This window comes from Prevotella sp. oral taxon 475 (assembly GCF_018127805.1).
In the GTDB taxonomy this organism is placed as follows: domain Bacteria; phylum Bacteroidota; class Bacteroidia; order Bacteroidales; family Bacteroidaceae; genus Prevotella.
In genome coordinates this window covers 1911132-1937209 of sequence record NZ_CP072334.1, presented here as the reverse complement: position 1 = coordinate 1937209, position 26078 = coordinate 1911132, and the positions used below count along the sequence as shown (strand labels likewise).

Below are 26078 nucleotides of genomic sequence, written 5' to 3'. Positions count from 1 at the left end.
AAAATCATCACCTTTTATTAACTTTGCCACAAATTTAATGTGTTTTATGCAAATCGGACGGAATACGGGATTGGTGCTTGAGGGAGGAGGAATGAGAGGTATTTTCACCTGTGGTGTGCTTGATGCTTTTATGAAACATGGCCGGTGGTTCAACTATGTGGTAGCGGTCTCTGCCGGAGCGGGTAACGGTGCGTCGTACATCAGTAGGCAACCGCGGCGCGCACGCATCTCCAACATCGATTTCCTGGCGAGATACAACTATCTCAGTCTACGTCATCTGCTGCGTCAAGGTTGTATTTTCGATCCTGATTTGCTGTATGATAAAATTCCCAACGAATTGCTTCCATTCGACTATGACGCGTTTTTTGCCAATCCCGCAGTCTTCGAAATCGTAACCACCAATTGTCAAACGGGAGCTGCTATGTATCTCTCCGAAACGCAAAACCGCCAACGTATGCTCGACATCGTTCGCGCTTCAGGCAGTCTGCCCTTTGTTAGTAAGATTGTAGAAGTGGATGGCGTGCCGATGCTCGATGGCGGAATCGTTGACAGTATTCCCGTGATGCGAGCCATAGAAACGGGCCATGAAACCAACGTGGTGGTTCTAACGCGCAACTATGGTTATCGAACGCCGGGTCGCGACCACAAAATTCCTCCTTTCATCTACAAACATTATCCTCGCTTGCGGGTAGCACTCAGTAGGCGGATCGAGGTCTATAACGAGCAACTTCAGCTCGTAGAAGACCTTGAAAGTCAAGGTCGTATCGCTTGTATCCGACCGATCCGACCCATGGAAGTAGGGCGGATGGAGCGCGATACCACCAAATTGGAACGGCTTTATGAAGAGGGCTTTGAGTTGGGGGAGAAATTCTGCATCGCGCACGCTATATAACGAGACGTCCTTTCCTATATGGATGGTCTGGTTTTTCTCTTTCTATAAGATGGCATTTCCCTTCTTCTGAAGTTGAATCTTTCTTGCTTTGTAGAACCCGTTTCTTGTTATCCCTTTGCCACGGTTGAATACACGATTTCCTATCTCTTATCTTTTGTCTGCTGTTTTCTTATCTTTTGCCTGTCGTTTTCTTAGCTTTTGCGGTGCAAAAGCTAAGAGATGGCAGGGTATTTTGTAAGGTATTGATGATGAGAGGGTTATGTAGAGTGTTTTTATCCAGGTTTTGAGGCGTGGAGAAGGAGGTTTTCAGCAGCGGAGATGATGGCGTTGAGCGGTGGGAAAGAAGGTGTTTGGGTTGATGGTTGAAGATTTTCGCGGTGTCTTTCCAGGATGGAAGCTTGATGATTGATTGTCGACTTTTATGGATTGTGTGGTTTGCAGGTTGCTGAATCGGCGTTGATTGATTTTTCATGTTCTTCTTTTGGTTGTATAATATATATAAGGTGTATGTTGTTCTTTTGGTCTTATGTTGTAAATAATTATAAAAACATAGATAGTTATAAAATATTTTCTTTGTGTTTTCTTGTGTGTGGTTGTTTTTTGTTTTACCTTTGCATCCGCTTTCGGGTTATTTTTTAGCTTTGGGAGCGTATTGAAAAGAGTTCATTGAAAGTATTGATAGACAGTAGTAGTACAAGAGCGGGTGACGCCTTTTGAGGTGTTACTTTATATGGACGATGAGACCTGGGTGCTTAATTAGCATCTTTTTGATAAAGCGATGTGAGTTGTAAGACTTTTATTGTTTTATAGGTATAGTCCAATCGGGAAATGCATTTTAAATGCGAACGTCATTTTTACAATGGAGAGTTTGATCCTGGCTCAGGATGAACGCTAGCTACAGGCTTAACACATGCAAGTCGCGGGGCAGCATGTTGGTTGCTTGCAACCGATGATGGCGACCGGCGCACGGGTGAGTAACGCGTATCCAACCTACCTATTACCACGGGATAACCCGGCGAAAGTCGGACTAATACCGTATGTGGTCTTCGATTGGCATCAGCAGTAGACTAAAGGTTTTGCGGTAATAGATGGGGATGCGTCCGATTAGTTAGTTGGCGGGGTAACGGCCCACCAAGACATCGATCGGTAGGGGTTCTGAGAGGAAGGTCCCCCACACTGGAACTGAGACACGGTCCAGACTCCTACGGGAGGCAGCAGTGAGGAATATTGGTCAATGGGCGTAAGCCTGAACCAGCCAAGTAGCGTGCAGGATGACGGCCCTATGGGTTGTAAACTGCTTTTATGCAAGAATAAATTAGCCTACGTGTGGGTTATTGCAGGTATTGCATGAATAAGGACCGGCTAATTCCGTGCCAGCAGCCGCGGTAATACGGAAGGTCCGGGCGTTATCCGGATTTATTGGGTTTAAAGGGAGCGTAGGCGGCCTTTTAAGCGTGTTGTGAAATTCAGTTGCTCAACATCTGACTTGCAGCGCGAACTGGGGGGCTTGAGTATGCTGAAGGTAGGCGGAATTCGTGGTGTAGCGGTGAAATGCTTAGATATCACGAAGAACTCCGATTGCGAAGGCAGCTTACTGCAGCTTAACTGACGCTGATGCTCGAAAGCGTGGGTATCGAACAGGATTAGATACCCTGGTAGTCCACGCGGTAAACGATGGATGCTCGTTGTTGGTATATATATATCAGTGACCAAGTGAAAACGTTAAGCATCCCACCTGGGGAGTACGCCGGCAACGGTGAAACTCAAAGGAATTGACGGGGGCCCGCACAAGCGGAGGAACATGTGGTTTAATTCGATGATACGCGAGGAACCTTACCCGGGCTTGAACTGCAGCGGAACGATTCAGAGATGATGAGGTCCTTCGGGACTGCTGCGGAGGTGCTGCATGGTTGTCGTCAGCTCGTGCCGTGAGGTGTCGGCTTAAGTGCCATAACGAGCGCAACCCCTTTTTATAGTTGCCATCGGGTAATGCCGGGCACTCTGTAGATACTGCCGCCGCAAGGTGTGAGGAAGGCGGGGATGACGTCAAATCAGCACGGCCCTTACGTCCGGGGCTACACACGTGTTACAATGGCGCGTACAGCGAGTTGGTGTTATGTGAGTAGCATCTAATCCTGAAAGCGCGCCTCAGTTCGGACTGGGGTCTGCAACCCGACCCCACGAAGCTGGATTCGCTAGTAATCGCGCATCAGCCATGGCGCGGTGAATACGTTCCCGGGCCTTGTACACACCGCCCGTCAAGCCATGAAAGCCGGGGGCGCCTGAAGTCCGTGACCGCAAGGGTCGGCCTAGGGTGAAACCGGTGATTGGGGCTAAGTCGTAACAAGGTAGCCGTACCGGAAGGTGCGGCTGGAACACCTCCTTTCTGGATGGGCTTACCTTCATCTTTTTTGAGATGGTTTTGGGTTTTGTTTGTTCTTAGCTCTTGTGCCTCTACTATTGTCTTTCTTTCCCGATAGGTTCCTCAGAGTCTTTAGGTTATAGATTTTGTTAAGCCTCCTGAGTCCTATAGCTCAGTTGGTTAGAGCGCCACACTGATAATGTGGAGGTCGGCAGTTCAAGTCTGCCTGGGACTACATCTGACTCGATAGGGTGATGTGAAGACTGTAAGACAGCTCATTCATATGAATAATATGAGGTAGAGGAGGATCTTAAAAACACTATTATAAATAATGTGTATCGATGGAGGGTGAATGATTTAAATGTCATTATAGAATAATATTCTTGAAGAAAATTACCTGATAGGATACTGTTATACATTAATAATGTGTATGTAGGAAATGTATTCGGACTTTTCGGATAACCCTGTTTAGGGGGATTAGCTCAGTTGGCTAGAGCGCTTGCATGGCATGCAAGAGGTCAACGGTTCGAATCCGTTATTCTCCACTTTGCGATGTGTATATATCGCATGAGTTCTTTGGCATATTGATACAAGCAAGACTGCATGAATAGACGAGGCAAATGATTGCCTATAATAGATGATGTAGCTGAAGTATGGGTATCTATCTTGATTTTATTTAAGGTAGTACTTTTTAAAGAAGCGAGATAAGGGCGCATGGCGGATGCCTAGGCTCACAGAGGCGATGAAGGACGTGATAAGCTGCGATAAGCTGCGTGTAGGTGCAAATAGCCATTGATACGCAGATTTCCGAATGGGACAACCCACCTGTTAGAAGGACAGGTATCACTGCAAAGGTAGTGAGGCAAACCGGGGGAACTGAAACATCTTAGTACCCCGAGGAAAAGAAAATAATTAAATGATTCCCTTAGTAGTGGCGAGCGAAGTGGGAAAAGCCCAAACCGGTGTTGTATTTTTGCAATGCCGGGGTAGTAGGACCGCGTTGTTGTACTTATTTGTTGAGAAGAACTCTTTGGAAAGAGAGATCATAGAGGGTGATAATCCCGTATTCGAAGACAATTAAGACATAGCGGTATCCTGAGTAGCGCGGGACACGAGAAATCCTGTGTGAATCTGCCGGGACCATCCGGTAAGGCTAAATACTCCTGTGAGACCGATAGTGAAATAGTACCGTGAGGGAAAGGTGAAAAGCACCCCAATGAGGGGAGTGAAATAGTTCCTGAAACCATGCGCCTACAAGCGGTCGGAGCTGCTTTTAGCAGTGACGGCGTGCCTTTTGCATAATGAACCTACGAGTTACCGTTACCAGCAAGGTTAAGAGTCATGAGACTTGAATCCGTAGTGGAAGCGAGCCTGAATAGGGCGTTTAAGTTGGTAGTGGTAGACGCGAAACCAAGTGATCTACACATGTCCAGGATGAAGTCCCGGTAACGCGGGATGGAGGTCCGAACGGATAAGCGTTGAAAAGCTTCCCGATGAGATGTGTGTAGGAGTGAAAGGCCAATCAAACTTGGAGATAGCTCGTACTCCCCGAAAGGCATTTAGGTGCCGCGTGCAGTGTTCTCCTCAGGAGGTAGAGCGACCGATAGGTCAAGAGGGCTTCACCGCCTATCGCGACCTGACGAACTCCGAATGCCTGTGGACAGAAGCTGTGCAGTAAGGGGGCGGGTGCTAAGGTCCGTCCCCGAGAGGAGAAGAATCCGGACCGCCGTCTAAGGTCCCGAAGTTTTGCCTAAGTTAGTCTAACGAAGTATGTTCCCGGTGACAGCCAGGATGTTGGCTTGGAAGCAGCCATTCATTCAAAGAGTGCGTAACAGCTCACTGGTCGAGGGGACGTGCATGGATAATAATCGGGTATAAGGCAAACACCGAAGACGCGGGATAGTAATGTAAATTAAAAGTATCGGTAGGGGAGCATTCCATGTGCGTAGAATGCGAGGGGTGACCCTTTCTGGAGCGCATGGAAAAGCAAATGTAGGTATAAGTAACGATAAGGAGGGTAAGATTCCCTCCCGCCGTAAGACTAAGGTTTCCCGGGCAATGTCAATCACCCCGGGGTTAGTCGGGCCCTAAGGCTCAGCCGAACGGCGAAGCCGATGGCAGATGCGGTTAATATTCCGCAACTACCTCAGGGAGCGACGCGGAGACGGAGGCGTGACACCACCGCGGAGCGACGGACTGCTCCGTTGAAGGACGTAGATGTAGAGGAAGGCAGGCAAATCCACCTTCCGAGTTGAACTCCGAAAGTATGCCCTTCCCTTCGGGGAAAGGCAATAGCGTGGGTAATCAAACTCCCGAGAAAATCCGCTAAGCATCATCTCTGTGGTACCCGTACCGTAAACGGACACACGTAGTCGAGTAGAATATACTCAGGCGTTGGGAGATTCATGGTTAAGGAACTAGGCAAATTGACCCCGTAACTTCGGGATAAGGGGTCCTCATAGCAATATGAGGCGCAGAGAATAGGTCCAGGCAACTGTTTAACAAAAACACAGGGCTGTGCGAACTCGAAAGATGAAGTATACAGCCTGACACCTGCCCGGTGCCGGAAGGTTAAGAGGAGATGTCACCAGCAATGGGAAGCATTGAATTGAAGCCCCGGTAAACGGCGGCCGTAACTATAACGGTCCTAAGGTAGCGAAATTCCTTGTCGGGTAAGTTCCGACCTGCACGAATGGTGTAATGATCCGGACACTGTCTCAACCATGATCCCAGTGAAATTGTAGTATCGGTGAAGATGCCGATTACCCGCGATGGGACGAAAAGACCCCGTGAACCTTTACTGCATCTTAGCGTTGACCTTGGCCATCCGATGTGTAGGATAGGCCGGAGGCTTTGAAGCATGGGCGCCAGCCTGTGTGGAGCCATCCTTGAAATACGGCCCTTTGGCTGTCCGAGGTCTAACCCGCTTATTGTGGGGACATCGCTTGGTGGGCAGTTTGACTGGGGTGGTCGCCTCCAAAAGCGTAACGGAGGCTTCCAAAGGTACCCTCAGGTCGATTGGTAACCGACCTCATAGAGTGCAATGGCAAAAGGGTGCTTGACTGGGAGGCAGACATGCCGATCAGGCAGGAAACTGGGGCATAGTGATCCGGCGGATGTGTATGGAAACTCCGTCGCTCAAAGGATAAAAGGTACTCCGGGGATAACAGGCTGATCCCCCCCAAGAGCTCACATCGACGGGGTGGTTTGGCACCTCGATGTCGGCTCGTCACATCCTGGGGCTGGAGAAGGTCCCAAGGGTTGGGCTGTTCGCCCATTAAAGTGGCACGCGAGCTGGGTTCAGAACGTCGTGAGACAGTTCGGTCTCTATCTATCGTGGGCGTTGGAGCTTTGCGTGGCTCTGTCACTAGTACGAGAGGACCGTGATGGACAGACCTCCGGTCTACCGGTTGTGCCGCCAGGTGCACCGCCGGGTAGCCGAGTCTGGATCGGATAAGCACTGAAAGCATCTAAGTGCGAAGCCGGCCGCAAGATAAGAGCTCCTCATCAGGGCCGTTCAAGACGAGGACGTTGATAGGGCACAGGTGTAAAGGCGGCGACGCCAAAGCCGAGTGCTACTAATTGCCCGAAAGCTTCTTTTCTGCCCCATCCTCCGCCACATCAGAAATTGTGTCTTTCGTCATCCCTGATGGATGGCGAATGACATGAGGAAAGCAATCGTTGATATAGGATCTCGATGAATACTCATGCATCTTAGCTTGTACAATGCGCCAACCCCTTTTGGGTGGCTATTGCGGCGGTGTTCCACCTCTTCCCATTCCGAACAGAGCAGTTAAGCCCGCTTGCGCCGATGGTACTGCAATGCAATGCGGGAGAGTAGGAGGCCGCCCCCTTTCAAAAACCCTCCTTGGAGGATGCCCCTGAAGCGGGAGCATCCTCCTTTTTTTAGTTGACGAGTTGATAAGTTAACGAGTTGACAAGGAGCAGTGAGATGCCAAGACAAAGAAAACGCATGATAAAAGCTAAGAAAACAGCGTGCGAAAGCTAAGCAAACGCAATGCAAAGGCTAAGGAAATGGCGTGTAAAAGCTAAGTAAATGAAAGATGCTTTGCAGAGATCTGAAAATCAGCAGAGTTGATAGAGAAATGACGACATCGAGTTGCTGAGCGGCTCAAAACCGCCGCGGAGAGCAATTTGGTGAAATTGAGCGACTCAGTAACACCGCGGAGAATAATTTGATGCAATTGAGCGACTCAGTAACACCGCGGAGAGCAAATTGGTGGAATTGAGTGGCTCAGTAACGCCACGGAGAACAATTTGATGCAATTGAGCGGCTCAGTAACGCCGCGGAGACCAATTTGATGGAATTGAGTGACTCAGTAACACCACGGAGAGTAATTTGGTGGAATTGAGTGACTCAGTAACCCAATGGAATCAGGAATGGTTTTCCGAAGAATTTAGAGCGGCTGCTGGATGTCAGAGAAGGATTCCGAATGGTGCAGAACGGCGATAACAGAATAGGAAACGAAAAGAAAGGAAAGAAAAGACGATGAAGAAAAAGACATGGTTAAAGCATCACCGATATTTCGGACTGGTGTTGGCATTTTTTATTTTGATGTTTTGTGTGTCAGGGATTGTGCTCAATCATCCCGAGTTGTTTGCGCGGATGGAGCTGAGCAGGGGTGTTTTACCAGACAGCTACCGGTATAAGCAATGGAACAACGGACTGTTGCGCGGAACTGAAAAGTGGCAAGGGAAGGTGCTGGTGTATGGCAACTGCGGCGTGTGGCTGACCGATCGTGCGGCGCGGAGGTTCATCCACTTCAGCAAAGGGATGGAGCAGGGAGCCGACAATCGGAATATCCGCGGACTGGCACTGATGCCCGGCGGAGAGGTTTTTGCCGCCGGAACGTATCAACTCTATCGATTGGGTCGAGGGAATGTGTGGATGCATCAGGAGATGGGCTTGCCCGATGGGGAACGAATCTCGGATGTGACGAGTCATGGTGATAGTTTGATTGTCACTACTCGTTCGAGAATCTATGTGGCCCGTCGGCCTTACGTGCGTTTTACCCCTATCACCGTTGCGGCAGCCGAGGGCGAGAAGCCGCGTGTTTCGCTTTTCCGAACGATTTGGTGGCTGCATAGCGGTGAGCTTTTCGGGTTGGTTGGAAAGCTCATCGTCGATGGCATCGCTCTTGTTCTTATCTTTCTCAGTATTTCGGGTGTGCTTTATTGGTTGTTTCCGCGCATCAGTAGGCGGGTGCATGGAGAACTGATGAAATGGCTTTTCTCGTGGCACAATCAGGTAGGGCGGCTTACGATCGTGCTTACGTTGATGATTTGCATCACGGGATGGCTGTTGCGCCCGCCCTTGTTGCTGCTGATTGCGTCGCAGAGGGTGCCGGCAGTGCCTTTCAGTAGGTTGGACAGCGAGAATGCTTGGTATGACAAATTGCGGTCGGTGCGTTATGATGAAGCATTGGGCGACTGGCTGCTCTATACCTCCGATGGGTTTTATTCGTTGCGCACGCTCGGGTCTGTGCCGCAACGGCTCGAGGTTCAACCGCCCGTCAGCGTGATGGGACTCAATGTTCAGAAAACGGCCGGCGGGGATTACTGGTTGTTGGGTTCGTTCAGCGGACTTTTTATCTGGCAGCGCAGCAGTGGAATGGTCATCGATTATCACACCTGTCGGCCTGCCGTTGTGGTTCAGGGACCTCCGGTGGGGAGTAATGCTGTGGCAGGATTTAGTAGCGATTTTTCTGTTGGCGAGTGCGTGGTGAACTATAGTAGCGGAACTACTCGTCTCCCGATGCCTCAATGGATGGCCACTTTGCCGATGTCGTTGCGCGCGGTTGCTCTCGAGGTGCACACAGGTAGGCTGTATACCTTCCTCGGATCTACCACCGTGTTGTATATTTTCCTCATCGGTATGGGCATACTTTGGTGCTTGTGGACGGGATGGAAGTTGAGAGTAAAAAAGTGATCACTGCTTTTGTAGCCATCGCCTTAAGGGTATATCGTAGATCTTGAGACATGTCCAGGCCAAGGCGATGCAGCCGAACACGAGGGCGAGAGCCTGCGGAAGGGTTTGACAGAAGGTGAGATGGTTGTTCTTTACCCATGCATAATAGACGTAGATAACGGGATAATGAACGATGTAGAGGGGGTAGGAGATGTCGCCGAGGAAGTTGCATAGGCGTGTAGAAAAGGCATCGGTGGTTTGTCCCGATGCGCCTATCCACACCACAAGTGGGAAAATCAGCAGTACGCAGAGAGCGTCGTAGATGCCGTTTGCCCAGAGATGGTCGGCTCCGCCGATACGTGGAATCGTTGTGACAGCTACCACAGTCAGAGCGCACCACCAAAAGGCACCGTGCACCCGACGCTGCTTGAACACGCGTGAGAGTAGCAAACCTGCCGGGAAGGCAAACATCACGCGGAGCAGTCCGCCCCAAAAACCGTTGTCTGCAAAAGTCCATCCAGCTCCCAAATAGCCGTATTCATTGGTGAGGGCGTAAGCAAATAGTACGCCGCCCGTGGCAAAGACGCATCCGGCGAGCCAACGCGTAGACAGTCGACGAATGGCTAAGACGTACAACGCATTGGCTATATACTCGTAGAACAACGACCACGTGGGACCGTTCAATGGGAAGATTTCGCCAAATCCACGCACTTCTACACTGCTCCACGCCGGCACGAGCAACATGTTCAGCAGTGTGGCGAAGATCAGTAGGCCGATGGAAACCTCTGAGACTTTCCAATATTCGCAGCCCTGCGCATAGAATGTCAAGCCGCCGAGAAGGGCTCCCATCACCACCATGGGATGCAAGCGAATGAGTCTGCGCTTGGCAAATGCCCAGATTCCCATTGTTTCGCGACGTTCGTCGTAGGCATAACCGATGACGAAGCCCGAGAGCATGAAGAAGAAATCTACAGCCAAATAACCATGATTGACTACTTGGTCGAGAAAACTTGTGGCGAAAGCTTCGCCGATATGATAACAAATGACGACGAGAGCAGCTACGCCGCGCAATCCGTCCAATAGGTGATAATGTGGTTTGGAATCGACAAAAGCCGCTGCTGAAATTCTTTTTGAGTTCATTACTTTGTTCGTATTGATTGACGATCGACACACGTGGTACGTAAAATAGGGATTCCGACCTGGCAGAAATGGCTTCAAAGATTTCCTAATAGATCTTGAATCGCTCAGAACGGGCAGCAATACTTCGGGAAAGAACCTAAATCTCTCAGAGTAGATTCTTCAGCCTTTCGAGTTCCTCGGACACGAGGTGGGTCAGGTTGATGAACTCGGACACGGAGAGTTCTTCGGGCCGACGAGTCATGACGGCTTGTGCGTAGAATTCGGGAGAGGCGGGAGTGCTCGAGAAAATCTGGCGTAGACTCACTCGCAACATCTTGCGTCGCTGATTGAAGACAGCTTTCACCACGCGACGAAACAGGGCTTCGTCGCAGCCAAGGTGGGTTCTACTGTTGCGCATCATCCGGATAACGGCACTCTTCACCTTAGGTGGCGGATTGAAAACGGTCTCGTCTACAGTGAAAAGATATTCCACATCATACCACGTTTGAATCATTACCGAGAGGATACCATAGGCTTTGCAGCCCGGAGCAGAGGCGATGCGCTGTGCCACTTCGTGCTGAATCATTCCCGTGCAGCAAGGAATGAGACAACGGTTGTCGAGCATCTTGAAAAAGATTTGTGAGGAGATGTCGTAGGGATAGTTGCCGGTGAGCACGAAAGGCCGACCGGCGAAGACTCTGTCAAGGTCCATTCGCAGGAAGTCTTCGCCGAGAATATCTTCCGAGAGCAAGGGAAAATGCTCGCGTAGATAAGCCACCGACTCGCGATCGATTTCTACTACGCGCACCTCCCGACCCTTTTGGGTGAGGTATTGCGTGAGTACGCCCATGCCTGGGCCTACTTCGAGGATGGGTAATGTGGGACAAGCGTCTACGGTGTCGGCAATACGTTGGGCCACGGTGAGGTCGGTTAGGAAGTGCTGTCCTAAATTTTTCTTTGGTCTTACGGTTCTTGCCATGTCTTTTCTACTCTTTTTTCGACTATATTCTCTTTCGGTCTTTCTTGCATCTTTTGACGATTAATAAGCCTCGCCCTCAAGAATCTCATCCTCGGTGAGAGGCTTGCGGTCGATGGCACGCCAGGCGATGAAGATGTAGGCGAGAACAAAGGGGATGAGAAGCGACACAATCGACATGGCCGTGAGTGTGAATCGGCTTCCGCAACTGTTGGCAATAGTGAGCGAACTTTGCAGATCGGCATTTGAGGGATAGTAGGCAGTGTGGTTCCAACCAGTGCAAAGCAGCAACACCAGCACCGTTAATACTACTCCTACGCCGGCAGGCCAAATGCCGCGGGTGTAGCTTATGCGGAGAGTTGTGTGGAGAATGCCGTAGAGCAGTGCGCCAACGCCCACGAGCAGAACGAGGAGCAAGGGCCACATCTCGAGCAGATTGTGAAGATATTTCATCGGTTCCATTGTGATGAGACCCGTCTGCGGGTTGTAGGCGTAGCCGTCTTTCAAAAGTGTGCGAACCAAGAACGTGAGGAATAACACCAGAAACACGACGGCGTTTGTCAGCTGCTGTCGACGCGCCCGTTGGCAGATCGCCTCGTGTTTCACATTATTAAGAATGTAGAGTGCACCCAAGACGCGGGCCAGAAAGAAGATAGCGATCCCCAGAAGGAGGTTCCAAATATCGAGCAGCGCGTCGAGTCCGTGACTGCAGTTGGCCCATCTGCTGATGACGGGCTGCGCCAAGGAGGTGATGTTGCCTTTATCAACGATGAAGTTAGACCCGTTGAAAAAGGTAGCCACGGCACCGCCGAGCAGCAGCGGACCGACAATCCCGTTGATAATGAGGAGCACCTGAAACGTGCGTGCACCGAGAAGATTGCCTATCTTGTTTTGAAACTCATAGCTCACGGCCTGCATCACGAACGAGAAGAGTATCGTCATCCACAGCCAGTAAGCTCCGCCGAAGCTCGTACTGTAGAACAAGGGGAATGATGCGAAGAAGCCTCCGCCGAAAACGACGAGTGTAGTGAAGGTGAATTCCCACTTCCGCCCGGTGGAGTTGACCACTAATCGACGTTCGATATCCGTCCGGGCCAGTGAAAATATCAAACTGTTGGCTCCCTGAACGAAGAGCAGAAAAACAAGCAGTGCACCCAAGAGGGATACCAAAAACCACCAGTAGTGTTGTAAAAAATCGTATGTCATGTGTCGTGATATTTATTTGGACTTGTCAACTCATCAACTTAGAAACGGTCCTTTCCTGATTTGTTTTGTCAGAATACTGATTTCCACTACCAGCAATGTCGTGAACAACGCCAGGAAGAGGAAGAACGTTGTGGCGATAGAAGCCGACGGCACATCGCTCACGGCCGCCCACGTGGGCAACATGTCCTGAATCGTCCACGGTTGTCGACCCATTTCGGCCAACACCCAGCCTGATTCTGTAGCGATATATCCCAAAGGCAGCGTGCACAAACCCACCATCAAAAGCCAACGATGCCGAGTCACGTCCCTGCGGTAGACGATGAACGTGAGCACCGCGAAAAACAGAATGAAGAACGCTCCCAGTCCGGCCATCAATCGGAAAGCCCAGAACGTAAGTGGGATGTTAGGAATCACCTGCTCTTCCTTCTCGACGTAACCGTAACCGAAGTATTTCATGTTGGTCTGAATCACCTTGAGTTCTTTTGCAGCTGCCACCGCATCGCCCTCTTTCTTTGCTTTCCGATAGGCCATCAGTGCAACAATCGCCGATCGACCGCGAGTGATCTTCTCCTTCACCGACGGTTCGCGTGTGCCATCCTCCCGAACATATCCGTCCAGCAAGTCATTAATGCCCGGCACAAACCCATGTAGACTGTGCGTGGCCAGGAGCGACAACGCGTAGGGCACCGAGACACAAAGCGGATGTTCGCCCGCTTGTCGGCAATTAGGTTGCTCCAACGGATTGATCCAGGCTATAGCTGTGAGCGATTGATCTTTTCCTCCATGATATAAAGCCTCCATCGCCGCCAGTTTCATTGGCTGAACCTGCGCCACTTTGTAAGCAGAACTATCTCCCGTTATGGCAGCCAAGACCGATGCAACCAGTCCTACCGCGGCTGCAATCTTCATGCTGGCCTTGGCCAGAGCCTCTTCGCGCCGCTTGAGCAGATAGTAGGAGCACACCGCCACGGTGAAAGCCGCTCCGATAATCCACGACGACGTCACCGTGTGGCAAAACTTATCCACGGCAAAAGGCGAGAGAGCCACGTCGGCAAAGCTCACCATCTCGTTGCGCATCGTGTCGGGATTAAACTCGCAACCCACCGGATATTGCATCCAGGCGTTGGCCACCAGAATCCACCAAGCCGAGATTGTGGCCCCCACACCTGTGAGCCACGTGGAGGCGAGATGAAATCCAGGCGACACTTTCTTCCAACCGAAGAACATCACTGCCACGAAAGTAGACTCCATAAAGAACGCCACAATACCCTCGATGGCAAGCGGTGCGCCGAAGATGTCGCCCACAAACCAGGAGTAATTGCTCCAGTTCGTGCCGAATTGAAACTCCAAAATGATGCCCGTGGCAACGCCCATGGCAAAGTTGATGCCGAAGAGTTTCTGCCAAAATTGCGCTACTTCTTTCCAAAACGTTTTACCCGTGCGATAAAAACACGTTTCGGCAATGCCCATGATAACGGCCATTCCCAGTGTCAACGGCACGAAGAGCCAGTGATACATCGCCGTGAGTGCAAACTGTGCTCGCGACCAATCTACCGTTCCTGCCGAAATCTCTAAAATCAGATGATTAAACATAATGTGATTTGTTTAGGTTTTACCTCTATTCCACGTTCCCGTCCTGAGCCCAGGTTTCACTTCGCCCGACCGCCCAGCGTTCTCGATACGAATTCGGCTTCGCCTCCCTTGGGTGCATGATTCCGCAGGAAATTGGGGAAGAAAAACACCCGAAGCACAGCGAAGATCACGAAGAGCTTAATGAGAATCACGAGCCACAGCTTCCTGCCCAACGTCATACGACGGAATCCGTCATAGTATAAGTCGAACGCGCGATACCAAAAGCTCTCTTTCTTCATGTGGAATAGCTTATTTTACGAACTGCAAATGTAAAAAATATATTTGAACAAAGGATGCGAAATCAACAAAAAGTGGACTTTTGCAGCTAACTTTGCACCGAAAATCAATCCTCACAACAAGAATGGAACATTTGCAAATCATCGACGAATTGCGAGCTTACGCCTCGCCCGAGAAGCGTGAAACCTTGATGTATTTCTTTAAAACCGGAAAGGGACAGTATGCCGAGGGCGACCAATTTCTGGGCGTCACCGTGCCCCAGGTGCGAGCCGTGGCCCGCCGACACCGAGCGGCTCCCTTAGATGTGGCCAGTCAACTGCTGGTCTCCGAGTGGCACGAGGTTCGTCTTTGTGCGCTTTTTCTTCTTGAACAGCGTTTTTCTAAGGCCGACGAAACCCAGCAACGAGAGATCGTCGACCTCTATTTGGCCCACACCTCTTACATCAATAATTGGGACCTCGTAGACCTTTCGGCCTGGAAAATCCTTGGAACCTATCTCCTTTCTCGGCCTCGCACGCTGCTTTATCGCTTGGGCCAGAGCACCCAACTTTGGGAGGCTCGCATCGCCATCGTCTCTACTTTTGCCTTTATCCGCCAGCATCAGCTTGACGATACCTATGCTCTTGCCTCCCTTTTGATGCATCATCCGCACGATTTGATGCACAAAGCCGTGGGCTGGATGTTGCGTGAGGCAGGCAAACGAGATGCTCGTCGGCTTTATCATTACGTCGAAACGCACCGAAGAGAAATGCCCCGCACCATGCTTCGCTATGCCATCGAACATTTTTCGCCCGAAGAGCGCAAGCAGCTGATGAGAAAGGATGCTTAGCTGTATCACCCATCGATAAGTGTTCTTTTCACGGTGCGTATCTTTATCTCAAGAGTCGCATTTCCCATCTCTTAGCTTTCGCAGTGTAAAAGCTAAGAAAACGCGATGCAAAAGCTAAGAAAATGAGGTGCAAAAGCTAAGAGATGGAAAGATGAGCGATAAACGACTGTCTGTCAATGGGGTAGGGCATCGGTTGAAAAGAGGCGGTTCCTGCGTGTCGACATCAAGGCGTTCGGCCGCCGATACCGCCGTTACGCACTGGCATTTTATGATAAAAAATGTTGTAGAAAGGCGGCATAGAGATAAAAAGAAGTAACTTTGCACCCCGAATTTTAATCACTCACATATTAGAGATTTATGAAGAAAACGAAATTAATGACACTTTTGATGTGTCTTGTGATGGTGTTCAGTTGCCAGACGAAACAAGGAACGGGTGCACTCATCGGTACCGGTGGCGGTGCGGTTTTGGGTGCTATCATCGGTAGAGTGGCCGGAAACACGGCTGTTGGAGCCGCTATCGGAGCGACGGTAGGAGCCGGAGCAGGAGCCATGATTGGCAAACGAATGGACAAAGTGGCCAAGCAGACGGCCGAAAGGGTGAAGAATGCCAAGGTGGAAGAGGTGACCGACGCCAACGGATTGAAAGCTGTGAAGGTGACTTTCGACTCGGGTATCCTCTTTGCTACCAACAAAGCCGACTTGAATCAGACGTCTAAAAACGAACTGGCTAAGTTCTCACAGGTCCTCAAAGAAAATAAAGACTGTCTCGTAGACATCTACGGACATACCGATAATACCGGCAACGACGGCATCAACATCCCCCTGAGCAACAGTCGTGCGCAAAGTGTGGTTTCCTATCTCACTGCTTGTGGCGTGCCTTATGCACAGTTTCAGAAGGTGGAAGGCAAAGGTAGTGCCGAGCCGGTGGCCGACAATTCGAGCGTGAGCGGACGCCAACAAAACCGCCGTGTAGAGGTGTATCTCTATGCCAGCAAGGCCATGGTAGATGCTGCCAACAACGGAACGTTGAAATAAACCTCGGCATGTCACTGCCCCCTCGAGGCTTCTGTGGCGGGCGAACATTCGGCTCGACCGCTCGGAAAAGAGGCATCGGGCAAAGTGATGGCTCATCTCCCCCGGGCTCGGGGTCAGGATTCTACACATGATAAAAATAAAAAAAATACTGCGTTGGGCAGTAGCCCTCTTCTTCAGCAGCACCATCCTGTCGGTGGTGCTGTTGCGCTTTGTGCCCGTTTACGTCACGCCGCTGATGGTGATCCGGTGTTTCGAGCAGATCGGTAGCGGAAAAAGTGTGACGATGCACCATCATTGGGTGCGGCTGAAAGACATCTCTCCGCATCTGCCTGTGGCGGTGATGACCAGCGAAGACCAGCGTTTTCTTCGCCATCATGGCTTCGACTATGCCGCCATCGAGAAGGCCGCGCGTCGCAATCTCAAAGGGGGCAAACGCAAACTCGGTGCAAGCACCATTTCTCAACAAACGGCCAAAAACGTGTTTCTGTGGCAAGGGCGGTCGTGGATCAGGAAAGGATTCGAGGTTTACTTCACGGCTCTGATCGAATTGATGTGGAGCAAACAACGCATCATGGAGGTTTATCTCAACAGTATCGAGATGGGCGACGGCATTTATGGAGCGGATGCCGTGGCGGAATATCATTTCGGAAAAACAGCAGCAGACCTCTCCCGGGCCGACTGCGCCCTGATTGCCGCCACATTGCCCAATCCGCGCAGATTCAGCTCTCAGTATCCGTCGGCCTATATGCGCAAACGTCAGCAACAGATTCTGCAAAATATGCGTTCGATGCCTGCTTTTCCCAAGGAGGGAGAGGATGGAAAAAGAAAATGAAAACTGTTGGATGAAGGAGGATAGGGGCTTTCTTGTTAAATCATCAACCGGTCAATAAAAGCAATGATGAACGATGAATTACTCGACAACCTGAACGAAAGTCAGCGGACCGCTGTGGAATACACCGACGGTCCGCAACTGGTCATTGCCGGAGCAGGCTCTGGAAAGACCCGCGTTCTTACCTATAAAATTGCCTATTTGCTGGAACAGGGCCTGCAACCCTGGAACATTCTGGCATTGACCTTTACCAACAAGGCCGCCAAGGAGATGAAAGACCGCATTGGCGAGCTGGTGGGACACGAGCGTGCACGCCGGCTTTTCATGGGCACTTTCCACTCTATCTTCGCCCGCATCCTACGGACTGAGGCCGAGAAAATAGGTTTTACAAACAACTTTACCATCTATGACGAGAGCGATTCGCGATCGTTGCTCAAGACCATTGTCAAAGACATGGCACTGGATGATAAGGTATACAAACCCGCTGTGGTGCATGCGCGCATCTCGATGGCTAAAAACCATTTCATTCTGCCCGAACTTTATGCTCGAAAAGGCGACCTCTTAGAGCGCGATCGACGCGATCGCCTGCCCGAACTCCATCACATCTATCGCTCGTATATGCAACGTTGCCGTTCTGCCAATGCCATGGACTTCGACGATTTGCTGGTGTTCACCCATCAACTGCTGCGCAACGACGAGGCTGTGCGGGCCGATTACGCTGCCAGATTTCGCTATGTGCTGGTGGATGAATATCAAGACACCAACCATGTGCAGCAGTGCATCGTGTCGTTGCTCACCGAAGGGCATCGGCGAATCTGCGTCGTGGGCGATGATGCGCAAAGTATCTATGGCTTTCGCGGGGCCGACATCGACAATATTCTCGACTTTCAAAAGCAGTTTCCCGAGGCTCGGCTCTTCAAACTCGAACAAAACTACCGCTCTACGCAGAACATCGTGCAGGCGGCCAACAGCCTGATACGGCACAACCAACGGCAGATACGCAAAGATGTGTTCAGCCGGAACGATAAAGGCGAGAAGCTCTTGCTCAAGCCTGTTTACTCGGATAAGGAGGAAGCCCTTGTGGTGTGCAAGGATATCAAGCGTTTGCAGCGGCAGGAGGGGAGCAACTACAGCGAGTTTGCCATTCTCTACCGCACCAACTCTCAGAGTCGACCTTTCGAAGAGGAAATGCGGCGGCAGAATATCCCTTATCGCATTTACGGCGGACTGAGCTTTTATCAACGGAAAGAGATAAAAGACATCATTGCCTACTTCCGACTGACCGTCAATCACAACGATGAAGAGGCCTTTAAACGCATCATCAACTATCCTACACGTGGCATTGGCGCCACAACGGTCGAAAAGATCACCATCGCCGCCCAGCAATACGGTGTGGGTTGTTGGGACATCTTGTCGCAACCTGCGCTTTATCCGCTTGCCGTCAACAAGGGCACATGGGCCAAGCTGGCTGCCTTTCGCGACAAACTGGATAGTTTTGCAGCCGATTTGCTCGCCGAGGATGCCTTTGAACTGGGGCGGCGCATCATTGCCGAGAGTGGTATTCAGGCCGACTTGCTCACTGACACCGATGCCGAGGGGCTTGCACGGCAGGAGAATTTGCAGGAGTTTCTGAGCGGATTGCAAGAGTTTGTCGAGACGCGGCGCGAGGAAGGACAGGCCGACGGCGTTTCTCTCTCGCACTATCTGCAAGAGGTGGCCTTGCTCTCCGACCTCGACAGCGAGGGCGACGACGAGAGTCGAGTGGCCCTGATGACGGTGCATTCGGCTAAGGGACTGGAGTTCCCCACGGTCTTCGTCGTGGGTTTGGAGGAAAATATCTTCCCCAGTCCGCGCGCTACTAACTCGCCTCGCGAACTCGAAGAAGAACGCCGGCTGCTTTATGTGGCCATCACTCGTGCCCAGCGGCATTGCATTCTCACCTGTGCTAAGAACCGTTTCCGATACGGGCGGATGGAATTCGACACGCCGAGTCGTTTTCTGCGCGACATCGATGCGGCCTTTCTCACCGTGGAAAATGCGATGAACACTTGGGAAGAACGCGCCCCCGTCAGTCGGCGATGGACTGATGCGTCGGCCATCTCCACCGCTCGCCCGGTCGTTTTGCCGCTGCGCACCGAAGAAAAGCCGCTTCGCCCGTCGCCGTCGCCAAGCCACGACGCTGCCTCAGAGGTGTCTACACCTGTCAGTTTCGGAGCAGTGAGTGTGGGTAACATCATTGAGCATCAGCGTTTCGGCATCGGCACCGTTCTTGCCATCGAGGGAACGGGCGAGAACATCAAAGCCACTGTAACCTTTAAGCACTCGGGCACGAAACAATTGCTATTGAAGTTTGCTCGATTCAAAATTGTAGACTGAACCCGTTTTCGGCCATTTTCTGTTCAACTATTGTGTAGTTGCGGATAAATCTCTAAATTTGTGCAGTTTAACAACCATTCAACCCTAAAGATAAGATGATAGACGTAAAGGAAACATTGCAAGATGCGCAAGACCGCATGGAAATGGCGGCCATGTATTTGGACGAACAACTTTCGCGTGTTCGTGTCGGGCGCGCTAACGTAGCCATACTCGACGGTGTGCGGGTGGAATCGTATGGTATGAAGGTGCCGCTCAATCAGGTGGCCAATGTGACGGCCCCCGATGCCCGAACCATCGCCATTCGTCCGTTCGACAAGAAGGCTATCAAAGACATCGAGAAAGCGATCATGGACAGCGACGTGGGCATCACTCCCGAGAACAACGGCGAGATGATTCGCTTGGGCATTCCGCAGCCCACCGAAGAACGCCGCCGCGAACTGGCCAAACAATGCAACAAAATCGGTGAGAGAACAAAAATCGAAGTGCGCAACGTGAGGTCGGAACTGAAAGACAAACTCAAAAAGGCTGTGAAAGACGGACTCTCGGAAGATAATGAAAAAGATGCCGAGGAGAAACTACAAAAGTTGCACGACCGATTTATCAAAAAGATTGACGAACTGCTTGAAGCGAAGAATAAGGAAATCATGACCGTTTAGGAAAAAGAGTTGAGTGGATGAGTTGACACAACCGAAAGTCGGCTCATCCACTTCTTTTCTCCGCTCTGCCTTCTTCCTCCTTCTCAACGGGCTTACTCCCTTTACTCCCCCTTACTCTCCTTACTCCTTATTCTCACAATGCACGGACTTGTTATCAAAAATACGGGCAGTTGGTATACGGTGAAAACCGACGAGGGTGCCATCATCGAAAGCAAAATCAAAGGAAACTTCCGGCTGAAAGGCATTCGAAGCACCAATCCCGTGGCCGTGGGCGACCGCGTTGAGCTTATCCTCAATCAAGAAGGAACAGCTTTTATCTCTGCCATCGAAGATCGACGCAACTATATCATCCGCAAATCGTCCAATCTTTCGAAGCAAAGTCATATCCTGGCGGCCAATATCGACCAGGCTCTGCTGCTCGTTACCGTCAATCGGCCGCAGACCTCCACCACGTTCATCGATCGATTTCTGGCTTCGGCCGAGGCCTACCGCATTCCCGTTGTGTTGCTTTTCAACAAGATCGACCTGCTCGATGCCTCCGAACGTCGTTACCAAGAGTTGCTCTCGAGGCTCTACACCACGATCGGCTATCGCTGTTTGGCTCTCTCGGCACAGACGGGCGAGGGCATCGAACCTCTGCGAGAATTGCTGATGGGACAGATTTCGTTGCTCAGCGGTAACAGCGGCGTGGGCAAATCTACCCTCATCAATTGTCTTCTGCCCGATGCCCATCTGCGCACGGCCGAGATTTCGGATGCTCACAACGCCGGGATGCACACCACGACGTTCAGCGAGATGCTGCCTCTGCCCGAGGGCGGATATGTGATCGACACGCCGGGCATCAAGGGTTTTGGCACGTTCGACATCGAGCGGGAAGAGCTCGGCAGCTATTTTAAAGAGATCTTCCGCCTGTCGAAAGACTGCCGTTTCAACAACTGCACGCATACGCACGAGCCGGGTTGCGCCGTGCTGCAAGCCCTGCAAAACCATTTTGTGGCTGAAAGTCGTTACCAATCCTACCTCAATATGCTTGAAGACAAAGATGAGAGCAAATACCGTGAAGCTTTCTGAGAAGAAGCTACGCCCATCCATCGAGTTGTTCCCCGCGGCGGAAAACCTCCGCGGAGAGCAAAATGATAAAATCCCGCCGCGGGAAAAGATCGCAGAAATAAAAACGGCGTCTCTGAACATTTTAGAGACGCCATTCTCGTCGTATTCTACACAGAAGCATTTGTCTTCACTCCCTTTCACTCCTTTACTCCTTCCTCTCCTTCCCTCCTAAAAAACGTAGGCGACGATTTCTCCATTGGGAAGAATCGTCGCCGCTTCGTTTTCATCTTAATCGTCGAATCTCAATTGCCGATGGGCTTCAGTTGGGTAAAGAAATCGTTGCCCTTATCGTCTACGAGAATAAAGGCCGGGAAGTCTTCTACACGAATTTTCCACACCGCCTCCATGCCAATTTCGGGAAACTCTACACACTCGATGCTCTTGATGGAGTTGAGCGAGAGAACGGCAGCCGGACCGCCGATGCTGCCCAGGTAGAATCCGCCATGCTTCTTGCAGGCATCCGTCACGGCCTGAGTGCGGTTACCCTTGGCAATCATGATCATCGAGCCGCCGTGGTCTTGAAACTCGTTGACATAAGGATCCATTCGGTTGGCCGTAGTGGGACCCATCGAACCGCAGGGCATACCCGCGGGCGTCTTCGCCGGACCGGCATAGAGCACGGGATGGTCTTTGATGTATTGCGGCAGGTCGCCCGTCTCGTCGAGCCGCGCCTTGAGCTTGGCATGAGCAATGTCGCGCGCCACGATGATCGTTCCGTTCAGACTCACACGCGTCGAGACAGGATATTTGCTCAACTCTTTGAGCACCTCGGGCATCGGACGGTCGAGATCGATGCGAACGGCATTGCCCTCACCTGCCCGGCGTAACTCTTCGGGGATAAGCTCAGAGGGACAGTCGTCGAGGCGTTCAATCCAAATGCCCTCGCGGTTGATTTTGGCCTTGATGTTCCGGTCGGCCGAACAACTCACACCCAGTCCCACAGGGCAAGAGGCTCCGTGGCGAGGCAGACGGACAACGCGGATGTCGTGAGCGAAATATTTGCCGCCGAACTGTGCGCCGAACCCAATCTTGTAGGCCTCTTCGAGCAGCGTCTTCTCGAGTTCCACATCGCGGAAAGCACGTCCGGTTTCGTCGCCCGTGGTGGGCAGACTGTCGTAATAGTGCGTAGAGGCAAGCTTCACGGTGAGGAGATTTTTCTCCGCACTCGTCCCACCGATGACAAAGGCGATGTGATAGGGCGGACAGGCGGCTGTACCCAGGCTCTTCATCTTCTCGATGAGGAAGGGGATGAGCGTGCCGGGGTTCTGAATCAGAGCCTTGGTCTGCTGATAGAAATAGGTCTTGTTGGCCGATCCGCCGCCTTTTACGACACAGAGGAACCGGTATTCGTCGCCCTCAGTGGCCTCGATGTCGATCTGTGCAGGCAGGTTGCAACGGGTGTTCACTTCGTCGTACATGTTGAGGGGAGCGTTCTGCGAGTAGCGCAGATTCTCCTCGGTGTAGGTCTTGTAGACACCCTTCGAGAGTGCCTCCTCATCGCAGAAGTCGGTCCAAACGCGTTGCCCCTTCTCGCCGTGGATAATAGCCGTTCCCGTGTCCTGACAGAAAGGCAACTTGCCCTTGGCAGCCACTTCGGCATTGCGCAGGAAGGTGAGGGCTACGTACTTGTCGTTGTCGCTGGCGGCGGGGTCGGTAAGAATCTTGGCCACCTGCTCGTTGTGAGCGCGGCGCAGAAGGAAATTCACGTCGCGGAAGGCCGCGTTGGAAAGCCGGGTCAGAGCCTCGGCACTTACCTTGAGAATGGGCTTGCCCTCAAATTCGGCTGTAGAAACGCCGTCTTTGGTCAGCAAATAATACTCCGTCTCGTCTTTCCCCAACTGAAACATCGGGGCGTACTTAAAATCTGGTGCTTGTGACATAATGTTTGTATTTGAATGTTTGTTGATGAGTGGATAAGTGGACGAGTTAACTTGTCAGCTTGTCAACTCGTCAACTTGTCAACTCGTTTACCAATCTAAAACCCAAAGATCTCTTCGGTTGTGACTCTTCTCACCCGTCCCATTTTCTCGAGTACTTTCATGTCGAGATTCTTTTCATCGCCGAGAATGATGTAACGATAGGGTTTACCTGAGAGTGTCTCCTTTTCAAAACGGGCGATGTCAGCCAACGTGAGCTGAGGCAAAGCTTTGTAAATGCGCTCGGTGATGTCGTAGTTGATACCTAATTTCCGGGCGCGGAGATAGGCTTCAATAATGCTGAACTTTGTGGTTCGCTCGGTGGCAATGCGTTTCTGCTCGGCTTGCTTGGCCAGTTGGAAAGCTTTTTCGCTCAGTGGCATATTGTTTAAAATGTTGCCAAAAGCCGAGATACAATCCTTCATTTTGTCGTTCTGACTAATGATATGGGCTTGGAGCGATTCCGTTCCACCTCGGCGAACCGGTGTCTTATATTGCGCCCAGGCACTGTATGCCAGTCCGCGAGTTTCGCGCAGTTCTTGGAAAACAATGCCGTTCATCCCCATGCCGAAATAGCTATTGAAGAGATAAACCGTTGGACGTTGCGCCGCATTCCAGCCTCTGCCGCTGTTGTTGTAGAGCATCATGCAGATGTTTTTCGCCTCATAGGGCGCGAGGAGAATCTCGGTGTCGGGAGTGGTCTGCTCGGTGTATCGTTTACCAACAGGAACCTCGCGAAGAGGTTTACTTGTTTGATGTTCCTTGTCGATGAGGGCTACCAGTTGTGCGGGTGTACTCTGTCCGCAGTAAAGCACGCGGTGTTTATAGGTGTGCAGACTTCTTAAGAGCTGGAGTAATGCTTGTGGCTGGGCATTGTCGAGTTCTTTGTTGCTCATGACGTTGCGAACTGGATTGTAAGGCCCGTACACACCATAAGCCGTGAGAGCAGCAAAGTTTTGCTGCTGATGACTCATATTGTCTTTGCGCGCCTTTTTCATCAGTTCTACGTATTCTTTATACGCCACCGGATCTGCCTTGGCGTTGGCAATCAGATCTTCAAGCAAAGCCAAGGCTTTAGGCAGGTTCTCATTGAGTCCGGTGAGCGTTATCTGGGTATTATCGGTAGAAGAAGAGATGCTGTAGCTGCACGCCAATTCATAAAAATGTTGTTTCACTTGCTCGGCTGTGAGTTTGTCTGTACCCAAGTAGTCGAGATAATCGGCAGCAACGGGTAACCGCTTGTCTGTCTCGGTTCCGAAGTCATAATGGAACGAGAGGGTGAAGAGCCCGTTATCTTTGTTTTGCACATAAAGCACGGGTAGTCCTTTCTTCGTTTGCGTCTTGACAAGGTCTTTGTTGAAGTCGATAAATCGTGGTTCGATCGGTTCGACCTTGCTGCGAAGGATGGATTGCACAAAGTCGCTCTGTATATCCCGATTCGAGGGAATAGGTGTAATCTGTGGTTTGTCTATCTTTTGCTGAGTAGAATCTTCGCCCTGCAGTTTATAAACGATAGCGTAATTATCGTTCAGATATTTATTGGCAAAGGCAACGACTTGGGCCTTGGTTATCTTTGATAGACGGGCGAGCCTGCCCACAACCGTCTCCCACTTCTGACCGCGAACGAAAGCATCGACAAACTGGTCGGCTCTCTCTTTGTTGCTTTCAAGCGATTTGTAGTAGGCCAGTTTCATATTGTTGATGACGGCCGGCAACAGATGATCTGAGAAACGACCTTTCTTCAGGTTATCCACTTCGCCCAGTACGAGACTCCGCAGTTCTTTTAGGCTTTGCCCCTCTTTGGGCACGGCATGAATACCTAAGATGCCATACTCGGCCAGGCTCTCGGCAAAGGTTCCTCCGCCCAGGAATTTCATCTTCTGACTGAGATTCATATCCATCAATCCCGCCTTTCCGTTACAAAGAATCTCGGCAATTACGCTTACTGTATCGGCCTGTAGCGATTCGCCTCCGTCGAATCTCCAAGCTAAGATCATGTTTTCTGCTTCAGGCCCGACGACGGTAGTGTCTCGCGGAGCCGTTAGCGGAGCCTGCGGTGCAAATTGCGGGAAACTCAGATTCTCGCTTCTTTTCCAACTACCGAAGTATTGATCAAGGATGGCAATCACCTCGTCGGGATTGAAATCGCCCGACATGCAGATGGCCACATTGTTGGGTACGTAGTAGCGATTGAAGTAGTTTTTGATGTTCACAATCGAGGGATTCTTCAAGTGTTCCTGCGTGCCGATGGTCGTTTGCATTCCATAGGGATGTGTCGGTGTGAGAAGTTTGAAGAGAGCCTGCCATTCTTTGTTCGAATCGCGGGTCAGTCCGATGTTATATTCCTCGTAAACAGCTTCCAGCTCGGTATGAAAGCCCCGTATCACCATATTCTTAAATCGGTCGGCTTGAATCCTGGCCCAGTTCTCCACTTCGTTCGAGGGAATGTTTTCGGTGTAACAAGTCACATCGTTACTGGTATAGGCGTTGGTTTCTTCTGCTCCGATGGCCGACATGAGTTTGTCGTATTCATTGGGAATGAAGTATTGTGCGGCCAATTGCGACACACTGTCGATTTCATGGTAGGCGCGTTTGCGCTGTGCGGGGTCGGTGAGCAAGCGATAGGTCTCATATCGATTCTCGATATCTTGCAGTAGTGGAGCCTCTTTCTCAGCATTACTTGTGCCGAAAAGCCGTGTACCTTTGAACATGAGATGTTCCAGGTAGTGAGCCAGTCCGGTTGTTTCGGCGGGGTCGTTTCTGCTTCCTGTTTTCACGGCGATATAGGTGTGGATGCGTGGTGTTTCCTTGTTGACGGAGAGATACACCTTCAGACCGTTCTCAAGGGTGTAGATGCGTGTGTTGGTCAGATCGCCCGTCACCGTGTGATACCGATACGTCTTGGCTTGCGTTGTGATGACTGCACCCATCAGCAGGAGGGCCATCCATAGCGATTTGCTGTTCATGTGAGGAT

Annotated in this window: 16 protein-coding genes, 2 tRNA genes and 3 rRNA genes; 13 read left to right on the top strand and 8 right to left on the bottom strand. The window is 51.1% G+C overall.

Annotation, left to right across the window (positions count from 1 at the left end; translation table 11 throughout):
* The first annotated feature begins 46 nt into the window (after positions 1-46).
* Positions 47-892: a patatin family protein gene (locus J5A66_RS07640; RefSeq protein WP_211791469.1), complete on the top strand. Its 846-nt coding sequence runs from the start codon at positions 47-49 to the stop codon at positions 890-892.
* Between the two features lie 169 nt (positions 893-1061).
* Here J5A66_RS07640 and J5A66_RS07635 read toward each other — a convergent pair whose 3' ends face one another.
* Positions 1062-1364 (bottom strand): hypothetical protein, encoded by a 303-nt coding sequence (locus J5A66_RS07635; protein WP_211790053.1) that lies wholly within the window; start codon positions 1362-1364, stop codon positions 1062-1064.
* A 384-nt stretch (positions 1365-1748) separates the two neighbouring features.
* Here J5A66_RS07635 and J5A66_RS07630 point away from each other — a divergent pair.
* The 6 genes from J5A66_RS07630 (at position 1749) to J5A66_RS07605 (ending at position 9204) form a co-directional block, all read left to right on the top strand.
* Positions 1749-3278: ribosomal RNA gene (locus J5A66_RS07630) — 16S ribosomal RNA — on the top strand.
* 137 nt (positions 3279-3415) lie between these two features.
* Positions 3416-3489: transfer RNA gene (locus tag J5A66_RS07625), tRNA-Ile, on the top strand.
* A 236-nt stretch (positions 3490-3725) separates the two neighbouring features.
* Positions 3726-3799: transfer RNA gene (locus J5A66_RS07620), tRNA-Ala, on the top strand.
* A gap of 148 nt (positions 3800-3947) precedes the next feature.
* Positions 3948-6856 (top strand): 23S ribosomal RNA (locus J5A66_RS07615).
* A 139-nt stretch (positions 6857-6995) separates the two neighbouring features.
* Positions 6996-7108, top strand: a 5S ribosomal RNA gene (rrf, locus tag J5A66_RS07610).
* Together the 16S, 23S and 5S rRNA genes with 2 tRNA genes alongside form the textbook arrangement of a ribosomal RNA operon.
* A gap of 656 nt (positions 7109-7764) precedes the next feature.
* Complete coding sequence (locus tag J5A66_RS07605; RefSeq protein WP_211790052.1) at positions 7765-9204, top strand: PepSY-associated TM helix domain-containing protein; 1440 nt, start codon at positions 7765-7767, stop codon at positions 9202-9204.
* On the opposite strand, the gene J5A66_RS07600 is transcribed toward J5A66_RS07605, so the two are convergent.
* From J5A66_RS07600 to J5A66_RS07580, 5 genes are all read right to left on the bottom strand, one after another.
* Complete coding sequence (locus tag J5A66_RS07600; RefSeq protein ID WP_211790051.1) at positions 9205-10323, bottom strand: acyltransferase; 1119 nt, start codon at positions 10321-10323, stop codon at positions 9205-9207. It lies immediately after the preceding gene.
* Between the two features lie 145 nt (positions 10324-10468).
* Positions 10469-11281 (bottom strand): 16S rRNA (adenine(1518)-N(6)/adenine(1519)-N(6))-dimethyltransferase RsmA, encoded by an 813-nt coding sequence (gene rsmA / locus J5A66_RS07595; RefSeq protein ID WP_211790050.1) that lies wholly within the window; start codon positions 11279-11281, stop codon positions 10469-10471.
* 60 nt (positions 11282-11341) lie between these two features.
* Positions 11342-12484 carry a cytochrome d ubiquinol oxidase subunit II gene (locus tag J5A66_RS07590; RefSeq protein ID WP_211790049.1) on the bottom strand — a complete coding sequence of 381 codons (1143 nt, stop codon included), beginning with the start codon at positions 12482-12484 and terminating at the stop codon, positions 11342-11344.
* Positions 12485-12517: 33 nt separating this feature from the next.
* Entirely contained in the window at positions 12518-14077 is a 1560-nt protein-coding gene (locus tag J5A66_RS07585) for a cytochrome ubiquinol oxidase subunit I (RefSeq protein WP_211790048.1), read from the bottom strand.
* 56 nt (positions 14078-14133) lie between these two features.
* Entirely contained in the window at positions 14134-14355 is a 222-nt protein-coding gene (locus J5A66_RS07580; RefSeq protein WP_211790047.1) for a DUF4492 domain-containing protein, read from the bottom strand.
* Positions 14356-14477: 122 nt separating this feature from the next.
* On the opposite strand from J5A66_RS07580, the gene J5A66_RS07575 reads away from it, so the two are divergent.
* From J5A66_RS07575 to rsgA, 6 genes are all read left to right on the top strand, one after another.
* Complete coding sequence (locus J5A66_RS07575; protein ID WP_211790046.1) at positions 14478-15182, top strand: DNA alkylation repair protein; 705 nt, start codon at positions 14478-14480, stop codon at positions 15180-15182.
* Positions 15183-15539: 357 nt separating this feature from the next.
* A complete protein-coding gene (locus J5A66_RS07570; protein ID WP_211790045.1) occupies positions 15540-16217 on the top strand; it encodes an OmpA family protein in 678 nt (225 codons plus the stop codon).
* Between the two features lie 127 nt (positions 16218-16344).
* Positions 16345-17049, top strand: a complete 705-nt coding sequence (gene mtgA, locus J5A66_RS07565) for a monofunctional biosynthetic peptidoglycan transglycosylase (RefSeq protein ID WP_211790044.1) — start codon at positions 16345-16347, stop codon at positions 17047-17049.
* 66 nt (positions 17050-17115) lie between these two features.
* The gene (locus J5A66_RS07560; protein ID WP_211791468.1) at positions 17116-19422 is read left to right on the top strand and encodes an ATP-dependent helicase; all 2307 of its coding nucleotides are present in this window, start codon (positions 17116-17118) and stop codon (positions 19420-19422) included.
* Between the two features lie 95 nt (positions 19423-19517).
* The gene (gene frr / locus J5A66_RS07555; RefSeq protein WP_211790043.1) at positions 19518-20078 is read left to right on the top strand and encodes a ribosome recycling factor; all 561 of its coding nucleotides are present in this window, start codon (positions 19518-19520) and stop codon (positions 20076-20078) included.
* A 138-nt stretch (positions 20079-20216) separates the two neighbouring features.
* Complete coding sequence (gene rsgA / locus J5A66_RS07550) at positions 20217-21149, top strand: ribosome small subunit-dependent GTPase A (RefSeq protein ID WP_211790042.1); 933 nt, start codon at positions 20217-20219, stop codon at positions 21147-21149.
* A gap of 281 nt (positions 21150-21430) precedes the next feature.
* Here rsgA and J5A66_RS07545 read toward each other — a convergent pair whose 3' ends face one another.
* A complete protein-coding gene (locus J5A66_RS07545; protein WP_211790041.1) occupies positions 21431-23068 on the bottom strand; it encodes a fumarate hydratase in 1638 nt (545 codons plus the stop codon).
* A 95-nt stretch (positions 23069-23163) separates the two neighbouring features.
* Positions 23164-26070: a pitrilysin family protein gene (locus J5A66_RS07540; RefSeq protein ID WP_211790040.1), complete on the bottom strand. Its 2907-nt coding sequence runs from the start codon at positions 26068-26070 to the stop codon at positions 23164-23166.
* Between the last annotated feature and the right edge of the window lie 8 nt (positions 26071-26078).

Bases quoted from the DNA above. Each gene is read 5' to 3' on its own strand.
- J5A66_RS07640 (WP_211791469.1), top strand. From the start codon at position 47: ATGCAAATCGGACGGAATACGGGATTGGTGCTTGAGGGAGGAGGAATG.
- J5A66_RS07635 (WP_211790053.1), bottom strand. From the start codon at position 1,364: ATGAAAAATCAATCAACGCCGATTCAGCAACCTGCAAACCACACAATC.
- J5A66_RS07605 (WP_211790052.1), top strand. From the start codon at position 7,765: ATGAAGAAAAAGACATGGTTAAAGCATCACCGATATTTCGGACTGGTG.
- J5A66_RS07600 (WP_211790051.1), bottom strand. From the start codon at position 10,323: ATGAACTCAAAAAGAATTTCAGCAGCGGCTTTTGTCGATTCCAAACCA.
- rsmA (WP_211790050.1), bottom strand. From the start codon at position 11,281: ATGGCAAGAACCGTAAGACCAAAGAAAAATTTAGGACAGCACTTCCTA.
- J5A66_RS07590 (WP_211790049.1), bottom strand. From the start codon at position 12,484: ATGACATACGATTTTTTACAACACTACTGGTGGTTTTTGGTATCCCTC.
- J5A66_RS07585 (WP_211790048.1), bottom strand. From the start codon at position 14,077: ATGTTTAATCATCTGATTTTAGAGATTTCGGCAGGAACGGTAGATTGG.
- J5A66_RS07580 (WP_211790047.1), bottom strand. From the start codon at position 14,355: ATGAAGAAAGAGAGCTTTTGGTATCGCGCGTTCGACTTATACTATGAC.
- J5A66_RS07575 (WP_211790046.1), top strand. From the start codon at position 14,478: ATGGAACATTTGCAAATCATCGACGAATTGCGAGCTTACGCCTCGCCC.
- J5A66_RS07570 (WP_211790045.1), top strand. From the start codon at position 15,540: ATGAAGAAAACGAAATTAATGACACTTTTGATGTGTCTTGTGATGGTG.
- mtgA (WP_211790044.1), top strand. From the start codon at position 16,345: ATGATAAAAATAAAAAAAATACTGCGTTGGGCAGTAGCCCTCTTCTTC.
- J5A66_RS07560 (WP_211791468.1), top strand. From the start codon at position 17,116: ATGAACGATGAATTACTCGACAACCTGAACGAAAGTCAGCGGACCGCT.
- frr (WP_211790043.1), top strand. From the start codon at position 19,518: ATGATAGACGTAAAGGAAACATTGCAAGATGCGCAAGACCGCATGGAA.
- rsgA (WP_211790042.1), top strand. From the start codon at position 20,217: ATGCACGGACTTGTTATCAAAAATACGGGCAGTTGGTATACGGTGAAA.
- J5A66_RS07545 (WP_211790041.1), bottom strand. From the start codon at position 23,068: ATGTCACAAGCACCAGATTTTAAGTACGCCCCGATGTTTCAGTTGGGG.
- J5A66_RS07540 (WP_211790040.1), bottom strand. From the start codon at position 26,070: ATGAACAGCAAATCGCTATGGATGGCCCTCCTGCTGATGGGTGCAGTC.